This is a genomic window from Pseudorhodobacter sp. E13 (genome assembly GCF_003991405.1).
Classification (GTDB): Bacteria; Pseudomonadota; Alphaproteobacteria; order Rhodobacterales; family Rhodobacteraceae; genus Pseudorhodobacter.
Map to the genome: position 1 here is coordinate 1 of NZ_RPEN01000136.1, position 12,239 is coordinate 12,239.

The 12,239-nt window shown below is 63.3% G+C and carries 11 protein-coding genes and 1 pseudogene; 3 read left to right on the top strand and 9 right to left on the bottom strand.

Annotated features, from left to right (window positions below; genetic code table 11):
• From EGN72_RS01985 to EGN72_RS02000, 4 genes and pseudogenes are all read right to left on the bottom strand, one after another.
• Positions 1 to 666 (bottom strand): annotated as a pseudogene (locus EGN72_RS01985) (hypothetical protein); the annotation flags it as partial.
• A gap of 183 nt (positions 667 to 849) precedes the next feature.
• Positions 850 to 1,434, bottom strand: a complete 585-nt coding sequence (locus EGN72_RS01990; RefSeq protein ID WP_127045004.1) for an HNH endonuclease — start codon at positions 1,432 to 1,434, stop codon at positions 850 to 852.
• Between the two features lie 178 nt (positions 1,435 to 1,612).
• Complete coding sequence (locus EGN72_RS01995) at positions 1,613 to 2,278, bottom strand: alpha/beta hydrolase (protein ID WP_127044975.1); 666 nt, start codon at positions 2,276 to 2,278, stop codon at positions 1,613 to 1,615.
• Positions 2,275 to 2,904: a DNA-3-methyladenine glycosylase gene (locus EGN72_RS02000; RefSeq protein WP_127044976.1), complete on the bottom strand. Its 630-nt coding sequence runs from the start codon at positions 2,902 to 2,904 to the stop codon at positions 2,275 to 2,277. Before EGN72_RS02000 ends, EGN72_RS01995 begins: the two co-directional genes overlap by 4 nt.
• A 138-nt stretch (positions 2,905 to 3,042) precedes the next feature.
• Between EGN72_RS02000 and EGN72_RS02005 the strand changes: the two genes are divergently transcribed.
• Complete coding sequence (locus EGN72_RS02005) at positions 3,043 to 4,269, top strand: MFS transporter (protein ID WP_127044977.1); 1,227 nt, start codon at positions 3,043 to 3,045, stop codon at positions 4,267 to 4,269.
• Between the two features lie 243 nt (positions 4,270 to 4,512).
• Here EGN72_RS02005 and EGN72_RS02010 read toward each other — a convergent pair whose 3' ends face one another.
• The 5 genes from EGN72_RS02010 to cysS all read right to left on the bottom strand — a co-directional run bounded on the left by EGN72_RS02010 (position 4,513) and on the right by cysS (position 10,088).
• Positions 4,513 to 5,751, bottom strand: coding sequence for a lytic murein transglycosylase (locus EGN72_RS02010; protein WP_127044978.1), 1,239 nt, complete (start codon positions 5,749 to 5,751; stop codon positions 4,513 to 4,515).
• A gap of 81 nt (positions 5,752 to 5,832) precedes the next feature.
• The gene (locus EGN72_RS02015) at positions 5,833 to 6,588 is read right to left on the bottom strand and encodes a squalene/phytoene synthase family protein (RefSeq protein ID WP_127044979.1); all 756 of its coding nucleotides are present in this window, start codon (positions 6,586 to 6,588) and stop codon (positions 5,833 to 5,835) included.
• The gene (locus tag EGN72_RS02020) at positions 6,585 to 7,028 is read right to left on the bottom strand and encodes a hypothetical protein (protein ID WP_127044980.1); all 444 of its coding nucleotides are present in this window, start codon (positions 7,026 to 7,028) and stop codon (positions 6,585 to 6,587) included. The genes EGN72_RS02015 and EGN72_RS02020 overlap by 4 nt, the downstream gene beginning before the upstream one ends.
• Complete coding sequence (gene cimA, locus EGN72_RS02025) at positions 6,998 to 8,611, bottom strand: citramalate synthase (RefSeq protein WP_127044981.1); 1,614 nt, start codon at positions 8,609 to 8,611, stop codon at positions 6,998 to 7,000. Before cimA ends, EGN72_RS02020 begins: the two co-directional genes overlap by 31 nt.
• A gap of 85 nt (positions 8,612 to 8,696) precedes the next feature.
• Positions 8,697 to 10,088, bottom strand: coding sequence for a cysteine--tRNA ligase (gene cysS / locus EGN72_RS02030; RefSeq protein WP_127044982.1), 1,392 nt, complete (start codon positions 10,086 to 10,088; stop codon positions 8,697 to 8,699).
• A 249-nt stretch (positions 10,089 to 10,337) separates the two neighbouring features.
• Here cysS and EGN72_RS02035 point away from each other — a divergent pair, with 249 nt between their 5' ends.
• A complete protein-coding gene (locus EGN72_RS02035; RefSeq protein WP_127044983.1) occupies positions 10,338 to 11,207 on the top strand; it encodes a YgcG family protein in 870 nt (289 codons plus the stop codon).
• A 71-nt stretch (positions 11,208 to 11,278) separates the two neighbouring features.
• The gene (locus tag EGN72_RS02040; protein ID WP_127044984.1) at positions 11,279 to 12,031 is read left to right on the top strand and encodes an SDR family NAD(P)-dependent oxidoreductase; all 753 of its coding nucleotides are present in this window, start codon (positions 11,279 to 11,281) and stop codon (positions 12,029 to 12,031) included.
• Positions 12,032 to 12,239: the final 208 nt, after the last annotated feature.

A 12,239-nucleotide genomic window follows, 5' to 3' on the forward strand; every position in this document is an offset into this window, starting at 1 on the left:
CTCCGCCGCTGCCGCTGCTTCTGCATCTGCCTTGGCTTGCGCGTCAGCCTCCGCCGCTGCCGCCGCTTCCGCATCCGCCTTCGCTGCCGCTTCGGCCTCCGCCGCTGCCGCGGCTTCGGCATCTGCCTTGGCCTGCGCTTCTGCCTCCGCCGCCGCTGCCGCTTCGGCATCCGCCTTGGCCTGCGCTTCGGCTTCCGCCGCTGCTGCCGCTTCCGCATCCGCCTTGGCCTGTGCTTCGGCTTCCGCCGCCGCTGCGGCTTCCGCGTCCGCCTTTGCTTGCGCTTCGGCCTCCGCCGCTGCTGCCGCTTCCGCATCTGCCTTGGCTTGCGCTTCGGCCTCCGCCGCTGCCGCCGCTTCCGCATCTGCCTTGGCTTGCGCTTCGGCCTCCGCCGCTGCCGCCGCTTCCGCATCTGCCTTGGCTTGCGCTTCGGCTTCCGCCGCTGCCGCGGCTTCGGCGGCAAGTTGGGCCTCGATCTTCTGGGCCTGTTCGATCACTTCGGGGTTGGTGATGTCACACACCACATCGGCACTGGTCTGGCACAGCACTGTGCCATCCGCCGCAAGGATAGACCCGTCATCGGCCAAAACCTGCGCCATCAGGGGCCATGGCTGCACATGGGCCAAAGCAATCGACAAGGCCGCCGTGGAATTCAACAATCGTTTCATGGATCACCCTTTCAACATCAGGCCCGCATCGGCCCTGCGCTTGGTTCTTGGGCCCGCCGCACTGATGCGCGCGCCCTTGGCTTTGTCATAAGCGGTTTGCCGCGCGAAAGCGAATGCGCTTTTGGCGCGGCTGCCGAAATCCGCCGATAAGGAAACGCACGAAAGCCAAAAAGGTTCCGCGTCTTACGCGTCCAATTCTGCATCCCAATACAGAAAGTCGAGCCAGCTTTCATGCAGGTAATTGGGCGGAAACCGGCGGCCATGGGCGTGCATTTCTTCGGGCGTGGGGCGGCGCGGCTTGCGGTTCAGTTGCAAACCACATTCGCGCAGACTGCGCGCACCTTTGCGCAGGTTACACGGGCTACAGGCCGCGACCACGTTTTCCCAGCTTGTCACCCCGCCGCGTGCGCGCGGGATCACATGGTCAAAGGTCAGATCGCCCTTGGCCCCGCAATATTGGCAACAAAATTCGTCCCGCAAGAAAAGATTAAAGCGCGTGAAGGCCACGCGCTTTTGGGGTTGGATAAAATCTTTCAGCACCACGACAGAGGGGATCCGTATCTCGGCGCGCTGGCTTCGGACCGTCTGGTCATATTCCGCAACGATGGTCACCCGGTCCAGATAAGCGGCCTTTATCGCCTCTTGCCAAGGCCACAGCGACAGCGGGTAATAGGACAAGGGGCGGTAATCGGCGTTCAGCACAAGGGCCGGATACTGCCGCAAGGCCGATGATTCACGCACGAAATTCGTTCTGAAGTCGCCATCCATGGTATCGTTCAAATCCCTTGCCGCCGTCCAACCGTCTGGGCGCGAGGGCGAGAGGCCTCGCCCCTTCGGTGGAACTATATATCGCGTTTACGTTCTGACAAGCCCCTGAATCTGCACCGCACAGGTTTTCTGCCGCAGCGTAATCGCCGGGCATGACAGCAAGATGACAGCCGCGCACCTAGCCCACTTTGGGCAAGCGATCCGCCAGAAAGCTCAAGCCGACGGACAGACCGTCCGGCGCGATGCCGTGCCCGGTGCCCTTCATCACATGGCCATAGGTTTCAAACCCGGCCGCCACCAGCGCATTGCCCGCCAGCCCCATATCCTCAAACGGGACGACCGGGTCCTGATCGCCGTGGATCAGCAGGACCGGCGGCTTCACCACCGCCTCATGCAGCAACTCGGGAGACAAAAGCCGCCCCGAAATGGCCACCACGCCCGCGATGGCCTCATTGCGGCGGGGGGCGATGTGCAGGCTCATCATCGCGCCTTGGGAAAAGCCCACCAACGCAAGGGCTTGCGGGGTCAGCCCTTCTTCGGCCAGTTTCGCATCAAGAAACGCGTTCAGATCATCGGCCGCAGCCAGCAGCCCTTGGCGCGCGGCTTCCTCGGACGAGCCATCGATCCACGGGATCGGAAACCATTGCCGCCCCATCGGCGCGCCGTTGCAAGGCTCCGGCGCATCGGGAGAGAAAAAGACCGTGCCGGGCAGATGCTGCGCCAGCGGGTCGGCAAGCCCGAGCAAATCGGCGCCATCCGCGCCGTAGCCATGCACAAAGACAACCATGCTGGTCGCCGTTCCGGGTGCCGCGCCTTTGCGGGCGGAGGAAAGTTTACGTGTCATCTGATCCCTTCTTTCGCGGTCGAAACCCTGTAATAAGCCCATAAAATCCGCGCCGCCACCGAGCGCCAGGGCGACCATGCTGCGGCCATCTGGCGCATCTGCGTTTCTGTCGGGCGGTCGTCCATGTCGAACAGCCGGCGCGCCGCCTCTTGCAAGGCCAGATCGCCATGGGCGAAAACATCGGCGCGGCCAAGGCTGAACATGGCATAGATCTCGGCGGTCCAGGTGCCGATACCGGGCACGGCGGTCAAGGTTTGGGACAGCTCTGCATCGGTCAGAAGGGGCAAGCCGGCATAGTCGATGCGGGCGGCGGCCAGCGCCTGAGCGTAGCGAATTTTCTGACGCGACAGACCGCAGGCGCGCAACCCCTCTTCGGTCGCGGTCAAAACCGCTTCCTCATCGGTCAGCCCCGCCGCATCCAGCCGCGCCCAGATCGCACGGGCCGATTGCGTGCTGACCTGCTGGCCGATGATCGCGTCCAACAGCGCCGCGAAGCCATCCCCGCGCAGCCGCAGCGGCAGCGGCCCCACGGCCCCTAAAGCCCGAGCGAAGCGAGGCTCGGCGGCCGCCAGCCACGCCGCCCCTTCGGCGACGCAGGCGTCAGATGTGATGATGCGACCGATCATAGAACCCCGTTTTCCAGTCAGGCTAATGCGGCGGCCTTGCGGGGGAAACCCCCAAACGGCAGTGATTGTGACGCATGTCATTGTCCCCGTGACAATTTCGCGCTTGCCCAGATATGGGTTCGAGGACTAGTCAACCTTATGACCCAGACAGAGACATTGCCCGCCCCCGCCCAATCCCGCCGCAACGTATGGGTGCTGGTTGCCGCCCAAGCGATCCTTGGCGCGCAGATGCCGATGATCTTTACCATCGCGGGGCTGGCGGGACAAACGCTGGCCTCCAATGCCTGCTGGGCGACGCTGTCGATTTCGATCATGGTGATCGGGTCGATGCTATCGGCGACACCTTTATCCTCGATCATGCAGGCTTACGGGCGGCGCGTTGGGTTTCTGATCGGCACTGCCGCCGGCGCGCTGGGGGCCGGGATCGGCGCCTACGGGCTGTATTCCGGCTCCTTCCCGGTTTTCCTGCTCGGCGCGCTGTTTTCCGGCACCTATATGTCAGCGCAAGGCTTTTACCGCTTTGCCGCCGCCGATACCGCCTCTGAGGACTTTCGGCCCAAGGCAATCTCTTGGGTGATGGCGGGCGGCTTGCTGTCGGCGATCATCGGGCCGCAACTGGTCAAGGTGACGGCGCAGGCCTTTGTCGTGCCGTTCATGGGCACTTATCTGGCGGTGATCGGGCTGAACATCCTTGGTTCTTTCCTGTTTCTGGGGCTGAACATCCCCAAGCCGCCGAAACCAAAAGTCGGCGATGCTTTGGGGCGCACCCGCTGGGAGATGATCCGCACGCCGCGCATCGCGGTGGCGGTGATTTGTGCGACCGTCTCTTATGCGTTGATGAACCTTGTGATGACCTCTTCCCCGCTGGCGGTGGTGGGTTGTGGGTATGAAACCTCTAACGCGGCCGATGTGGTCACGGCGCATGTTCTGGCGATGTATATCCCGTCGTTTTTCACCGGGCATCTGATTGCGCGGTTCGGGGTGGAAAAGATCATCGGGCTGGGGCTGTTGATCTTGGCGGCTGCCGGGGCTGTGGCCCTGACCGGGGTCGAGCTGGAGAATTTCTTTGCCGCGCTGATCTTGTTGGGCATCGGCTGGAACTTTGGTTTCATCGGGGCCACCTCGATGCTGGCCGGGGCCCATGCGCCGCATGAACGCGGGCGGATGCAGGGGTTGAACGATCTGCTGGTTTTTGGCGGCGTCACCATGGCCTCGCTATCTTCGGGCGGGTTGATGAACTGTTCCGGCGGCTCGGTCGAGGAAGGCTGGGCGGCCGTGAATATGGCGATGGTGCCATTTCTGGTGCTGGCAGGGGGCGCGCTGATCTGGCTGGCGATGCAGCCCAAGGAAACCCGCTCGGCCTGAGCCGGGGTCCGCGCGCTGAATCGCGCGCGGAATGACTGGCAAGCCTTTGTAAAACAAAGAATTTGCCAATTTTATTTATGAAATTTTAACTGTTGAAACAGCCCTTGTCGCAAACCTGCGCGTCTGCCCGAACGGTCGTTTGTGGCGGAGGCTGCGCATAGGTATTTTTGCCAAGATGAAATCAGGGCGATGCGCCTTTGCCCACCGCGAGGACGCGCGATGGGGGGCTGCTTGTTTTGCGCCCTAGCGCAGGCTGGCCAAGAGTTCGAGGCTCGGCTCGCCCGTCACGGCCATGCCACGGCTGGCCTGATAGGCGGAAATGGCGGCGCGGGTTTTGGGGCCGATTACGCCATCGGTGCCTTCGGTATCAAAGCCTTTGGCCGTCAGCAGGCGCTGCATATCCTGACGGTCGGCGATGCGCATGCCATTGGCATCCGGTGGAAAATTGCCACGGATCGCGGGGCGGCCCAGAATACGGTCGGAGAGGTGGCCCACGCCGATCACATAGCTTTCGGAATTGTTATAGCGCGTGATCGCGGTGAAATTGCGGAAGGTCATAAAGGCCGGGCCGCCCGTGCCTTCGGGAATAAGGATCGAGGCGGCACCATGGTTCGGCACCACGCCGCCATCCATATCACGCACGCCCATTGCGGCCCAATCGGCAGGGCTGCGGGTGGATTTGCGCCCTGCAAGCCCCGCGTTGAACCCAGCGGGCAAGCGCACCTCTACCCCCCAGGGCTGGCCTTTGGTCCAACCGGATTTCGCCAGATAAGCCGCGGTGGAGGCCAGCGAATCCGACGGGTCATCGGACCAGATGTCGCGTTTGCCATCGCCGGTAAAATCCACCGCGAACAGTTGATAAGAGGTGGGGATGAACTGGGTATGCCCCATCGCCCCCGCCCAGCTTCCTGTCATCCGGTCTGCTGTGACATCACCATTTTGCAGGATTTTCAGCGCCGCAACCAATTGCTTTTCAAAGAAAGCCCCGCGCCGCCCTTCATAGGCAAGCGTGGCTACGGCGGAAATCACCGGAATATCGCCGCGCCGTTCGCCAAAGAAGCTTTCCAGCCCCCAGACGGCTGTGACCACATGGCCTTCGACCCCGTAGCGGCGTTCGATCGCGTCCAGCGTGCTGCGGTGGCGGGCATAGGCGGCGCGGCCTTTGGAGACGCGTTCATCCGAAGCGGCAATGGCCAGATAATCTTGCAAGCTGCGTTTGAATTCGGTCTGGTTGCGGTCGCGCTCAATCACCTCGGGCAGGAAGCCGACGTTACGAAAGGCGGCATCCATCACGGCGGGGCTGATGCTGGTGGTGCGGGCGCGAAAGCCTGCGACCCAAGCGTCAAAGCCTGCGTTCGGTGTGGCGCGAAACTGGGTGACGCTGCGCGCGGCCACGGCCCCGCTGCGCCCGCCGCCGCCGACACAGGCCGACAGCATCAAGGCGCCAAGCCCGGCGAGGGTTGTTCTTTTGGTGACCTGCATTGTGCTGCTCCTCGTAACACGACCGGGCATTTGCCCCTTTTTCACCAGCCTAACGCAAATTCGGATGGGGGGGAAGCGGCCCTACCAGCGATGGGTGAAAGCCTGCCACAAAAGCCGCCCGCGCCGCGCAAATTCCGAAAGCAGCAAGGCGCCTTCGCCCACCCGGCCCGGTTCGGCCTGCGCCAGTTTCAGCAAGGCCGGGGCCTGCCAGCCCGCCAAAAGCGCGGGGCGTGCGGCGGGCTCTACCCCCGCTTTGCGCGCGCGGTCCAGCCGGGCCAGCCCTTCGGTGGCCAGTGCCGCGACCCCCTCGTCGCGCCCATCGAGCAGCGGGATACGGCCGCGCGCCACCAGTTCCGGCACCGCCTGCAAATAGGCCGCAAGCCCTGCCGCCCAGCCAAAATCACGCAAGGCCGCGTCTGACGCATCGCCTGCCCCCAGCGCGCGGCCCGACAGCCACATCAGGCCGCCTGCCGTATCGGCGAGGTAATCATCCAGCGCCTGTGCATCCGCGAAAGCGTCGGAATAGATATCCCAACGCCGTGCCTCGATCATGCGGTCCAGCACGTCCAGCGGCAGGCCGCGCGCCGCCACCAGATCGGCCAGCGGTTGCATCACCTCATGGCTGCGCACCGTGCCACGGCCCAGATCCTCGACTGCGTCGCGCCACCATTGCAGGCGCATCTCGGCGATCATCGGCTCTTTGGTGATCCATGCCGCGCGGGCGATTTCAAGGTTGAAGGCGTAAAGCGTGGCAAGGGGGGCGCGGGCCGGAGCGGGCGCGGCCAGCAAGGCCGCGAACCGGCTGGGATCGCCGCGCTGCAAGGCCTGCTGGGTCATTCCGAAACCAGCTTGTTCAAGGCCGCGGTCAATGGGGCCAGCCCCTCGCCCCGGCAATAGGTGGCCTCATGGCTTAGGCCCGTGGCAGTGGCAACTTGAACCTTTTCCACCATGTCGTGCATGCAGTCCTGCGGCTGGAAGCCGGGGCCCTCGGTGGCAAAAAACCGGTCGGTGAGCGTTTGGGCGCGCAAGAACAAGCCGGGTTTGGCAGGCAGCCATTCCGCATCAGCGGACATGCCCGTTGTTGTGCCATTGCCGATGGCAACGCGGTCATCCGGGAAAATGGTAACATGGGCGAAATTCACCCCGTCATGGCCTTGCAACATGCGGATATAGGCACCCTGTAACGGGATCTCAGGGGCAGGTGCTGTTTGACAGCCCGCCAGAAGCAGGGCCAGACCTGCCACCCTCATGCTGCGCCATCGCGGATCAGTTTCCATGTCACGGCCTCCAATAATGCTTCAAAACTCGCGTCGACAATGTTGGGCGACACCCCCACGGTCGACCAGCGCTTGCCCGCCGCATCCTCGCTGTCGATGATGACGCGGGTCACGGCCTCGGTGCCGCCTTGGGTGATGCGCACCTTGAAATCGACCAGATGCATATCGTCGATACAGGATTGGAACCGCCCCAGATCCTTGGCCAGCGCCTTCCACAGCGCGTTGACGGGGCCACGGTCGGTGCCGCTTGCATCCATGCTCTCACTGACCGACAGCATCTTTTGCTCACCGATCTTGACCACCACCACGGCCTCCGAAAGGCTGACCATCTGGTTGCGCTTGTTCTTGCGGCGCTCCACCGTGACGCGGTAGCGCTTGACCTCAAAGAACTCCGGGCACAGCCCCAGGGCGCGCCGCGCCAACAGCTCAAAACTGGCCTGCGCGCCATCATAGGCATAGCCCTGATCCTCGCGCTGCTTGATCTCCTCCAGAATTCCGGCAAGGCGCGGGTCTTTCGCCTCCACCTCAATCCCTGCCGCCGCCAGCCGCGCCCGCAAGTTGGATTGCCCGGCCTGATTGGACATCGGGATAATGCGCGCATTGCCGACCACATCGGGGGGCACATGCTCATAGGTGGTGGGGTCTTTTAGGATGGCACTCGCATGCAGCCCCGCCTTATGCGCAAAGGCCGAGGCCCCGACATAGGCCGCCGCCCGCTGCGGCACGCGGTTCAAAATGTCATCCAGCATCCGGCTGGTGCGCAACAATCCCGCCAGCGCCGCGCGGCTGACACCGGTTTCAAAGCGGCTGGCATAGGGTTCCTTCAGCAACAGCGTGGGGATAAGGCTGATCAGATTGGCATTGCCGCAGCGCTCCCCCAAACCGTTCAGCGTGCCCTGAATCTGCCGCGCGCCGGCATCCACCGCTGCCAGCGAACAGGCCACCGCATTGCCCGTATCATCATGACAATGGATCGCCAGATGATCACCCGGTATCCCCGCCGCAATCACCGCAGCGGTAATGCGCCCCACCTCGGCAGGCAAGGTGCCGCCATTGGTATCGCAGAGCACGATCCAGCGCGCCCCCGCATCATAGGCCGCCCGCAAACACGACAGCGCATAGTCCGGGTTGGCCTTGTAGCCGTCAAAGAAATGCTCGGCATCAAACAACGCCTCGCGCCCCTTGGCGATGACATGCGCGAAAGAGGCCGCAATCGCCTCGCGGTTCTCTTCAAGGCTGACGCCAAGGGCGGTGGTAACGTGAAACTCATGCGTCTTGCCCACAAGGCATACCGCAGGCGTGCCGGCATCCAGCACCGCCGCCAATACATCATCATTTTCGGCAGACCGCCCCACCCGCTTGGTCATGCCAAAGGCGGTCATGGTGGCACGCGTGGCAAGGCTCTGCGCAAAGAACTCACTGTCGGTCGGGTTCGCCCCCGGCCAACCACCTTCGATATGATCGACGCCCAAAGCATCCAATGCCCGCGCGATCTGCACCTTCTCCGGCGTGGAAAACTGCACCCCTTGCGTCTGCTGCCCATCGCGCAAGGTGGTGTCGAAAAGGTAAAGGCGTTCTTTCATCACCCCCGCCCCCCTTCATCTTGGCAAAAATACCTTCGGGGGTCTGGGGGCAGACAGCCCCCAGCGCGCGCCAAACAACACAGCCTCACGAAATTGCCTCCAGCTTTGCCGCATCAAACCCCGGCCCGGGCTGCAAAAGCACCCCATCCTTGCCCATCTGAATCTCCACCCCCGCCGCACTCAACGCGGCTTTCATCGCATCGACCGCCGCAAAATCCTTTGACAGTTTCGCCTCTGCCCAAACCGCTGCCAAGCGCTGCGCATAGGCGCTCAGGTCCACCGCCTGCGCCCAATCGCCCATGCCCTCGTCCAGCAACCCCATCAACCGGGCCGAGGCCAGAAGCCCCGCGTAATCGCCTTGCCCCGCCGCCTCATGCAGCGCGGCCAAGGCCCCCGCGGTGTTCAGATCATCCGACAAGGCGTCGATCACCGGGCCCAACGGGTTTGCGGCGGGCTCAATGCCGGCCGTAAACCCGCGCCACTTGCGCAAGGTGGCTTCGGCCTGCGCGGCCTTCTCTGCCGTCCAGTCCATCGTCTTGCGGTAATGCGTTTGCAGGAACACAAAGCGGATCACCTCGCCCGGGATACCCTGATCCAGCAAATCGCGCACGGTAAAGAAATTGCCAAGGCTCTTGGACATTTTCTTGCCCTCCACCTGCAACATCTCATTATGCAGCCAGACAGTGGCAAACCCCTCGTTCGGGTTGGCGCAGCAGCTTTGGGCCAACTCGTTTTCATGATGCGGGAAGGTCAGGTCGGTGCCGCCGCCGTGAATGTCAAACGATGGCCCCAGCAGCGCCTGCGACATGGCAGAGCATTCGATATGCCAGCCCGGCCGCCCCCGGCCCCAAGGGCTGTCCCAGCCCGGCGTCTCGGCATCCGAAGGTTTCCACAGCACAAAATCCATCGGGTCGCGCTTGTAGGGAGCCACCTCTACCCGCGCGCCTGCGATCATGTCATCCACCGACCGCCCCGACAGCTTGCCGTAATCGGGAAAGGACCGCACATCAAACAGCACATGGCCCTCGGCCTCATAGGCATGACCCTTTGCAATCAGATCCGCCGTCATCGCGATCATCTGGCCTATGTATTCGGTCGCGCGCGGCTCATGCGTGGGGCGCAGATTGCCGAGTGCATCCATATCGGCGTGATACCAGGCGATGGTTTCCTCGGTCCGCTGGTGGATCAACGCCTCCAGCGTGCCTGCCTCACCCGCGCTTTGGCGGCGCAGCGCCTCGGCGTTGATCTTGTCATCGACATCGGTGAAATTGCGCACATAGGTCACATGATCCGCGCCATAGACCTGCCGCAGCAGCCGGAACAACACATCGAACATGATGACATTGCGCGCATTGCCAATATGGGCGCGGTCATAGACCGTAGGACCGCAAAGATAAATCCGCACATTTTCGGCATCAATCGGGGTGAAAACCTCTTTCCCCCGGCTTTTCGCATTGTGCAGCTTGATCGTCGTCATTTCCATCCCTTTTCGCGGCGGCAAATACAGCTTTCCCGCGCGGGCATATCAATTTCATCCTTGATTGGAAATGAAAAGAAGGCAGGCCCGCGTGACAGATGTCAGCAGGTGATGCAGCAAATGCAAATGAGGCCTGATGTTTTCATAAGCATAGCTTAGCACATGCGAAAGGCGGTCGCCAAGGGGCTTGTGCAGCGGGGCCGCCGCATGCATCCTTTGGCGCAAATATCCGGGGGATGAGGTGTAATCATGTGGCGCGTTTTGTTGCTGGTGCTGTGGCTGCCCTGCGCGGCCTTTGCCCAAAGCTTTCCAGAGCCGCTGTCCGATACTGTCAGCGATTACGCCGATCTGCTGCCCGAGGCCGACGAGGCCCGCATCAGCGCCGCCCTGCAAGCCGCACGCGACGAAACCGGGGTGCATATCGTTCTGGCCACGATTGAGCGTCAGGCCTATTACGGCGGCACCGGGCGTTTTGCCGATTTCGCGACGGGCTGGTTCAACGCTTGGGGCATTGGCGATGCCACCCGCAATGACGGCGTGTTGATCCTTGTCGCCCGTGAGGATCGCGAGATGCGCATCGCCTTGGGCGATGGTTATGACGTGGTCTGGGACGGGCGCGCACAACGGGTGATTGACAGCGCCATGCTGCCCGCCTTTCGCAACGCCGATTACGCCAAAGGGTTGGAGGACGGGGTGATGATGGCGATTGACCAGATCGCCCGCCCTTTTGCCGCAAACGAACCGATTGCCGATGAAAGCGGTTTCGGGCTCGGGGCCGTGCTGGAACGCGTCTTCAAATTCGTTGTGGGGATCGGGTTTGCGCTGGTCGTGCTGGGCGTCATCTTCAAGGATTGGCTGCGCGATGTGGCGGTGCGGTTCCGGGCCTGCCCCAATTGCGGGGCGCGCGCGCTACGCGTGACGCGCGAGGTGATCACCGAGGCCGGGCAGACCACGGATGGTCAGGCGCTGCGGCATGAAACCTGCGGCCAATGCGGGAATGACCGCCGCGAAAGCTACAGCCTGCCCTCGCGTGAAAAGCGGGCGCGGGCGAAATCCAACTCCAGCAGCGGCTTTGGTGGCGGGCGTTCGGGTGGCGGCGGCGCATCCGGCAAGTGGTAACCCCTCGACAGGGCGGCGGGTTTCGGGCTAATTGAACACATGTTCAGTTAAGCCAAGCGGGGGAGGCTGCGATGCAGATCAAGGACAGTGCGGTGATTGTGACCGGGGGGGCCTCGGGCTTGGGGGCTGCGGTGGCGCGGGCCTTCCGGGCCAAAGGTGCGAAGGTCATGCTGTTTGACCGCGACAGCGCCAAGGGTGCGGCCTTGGCTGCCGAGATCGGCGCAGGCTTTGCAATGGTGGATGTGACGCAAGAGGCCTCTGTCGCGGCCGGGATCGCTGCGGCCAAGGCCGCGATGGGCCGCATTTCGGTGCTGGTCAATTGTGCCGGTATTGCGACAGGTGCGCGGATCGTGGGGCGCGAGGGGCCGCATGATCTGGCGCTGTTTCAGCGCACGATTGATATCAATCTGGTGGGCAGTTTCAACTGCATGAGGCTGGCCGCAGCGGAAATGGCGCAGAACAGCCCCGAGGATGGCGAGCGCGGCGTGGTGATCAACACGGCCTCTATCGCGGCATTTGACGGGCAAAAGGGGCAAGCGGCCTATGCGGCCTCCAAGGCCGGGATTGCGGGGATGACGCTGCCTGCCGCCCGTGATCTGGCAGGGATCGGCGTGCGGGTCTGCGCGATTGCGCCGGGGGTGTTTCTGACCCCGATGCTGGAAGGGTTGGGGGCGGAAATCCAAGCGGGTCTGGCCGCCGATGTGACCTTTCCCAAACGCTTGGGCCGCCCGGAGGAATTCGCCACCCTGGCCGCCTTTATCGTGGAAAGCGGGTATCTGAACGGCGAGGTCATCCGGCTGGACGGGGCCTTGCGCATGCGCTGAGGGCGCGGGGCCTGCCGCCGGCCAAAGCTGGGGGTTTCACACCCCCAGACCCACTGTAAAGCTGGGGGTTTCACACCCCCAGACCCACCGCAAAGCTGGGGGTTTCACACCCCCAGACCCCCGTGGGATATTTTCGCCGAAAAGAAAGACGGGCGGGGAGTGTTGCCCCGCCCTTTTGCCCGGCCTTTTGACCCCGCGCGGCGGGTGT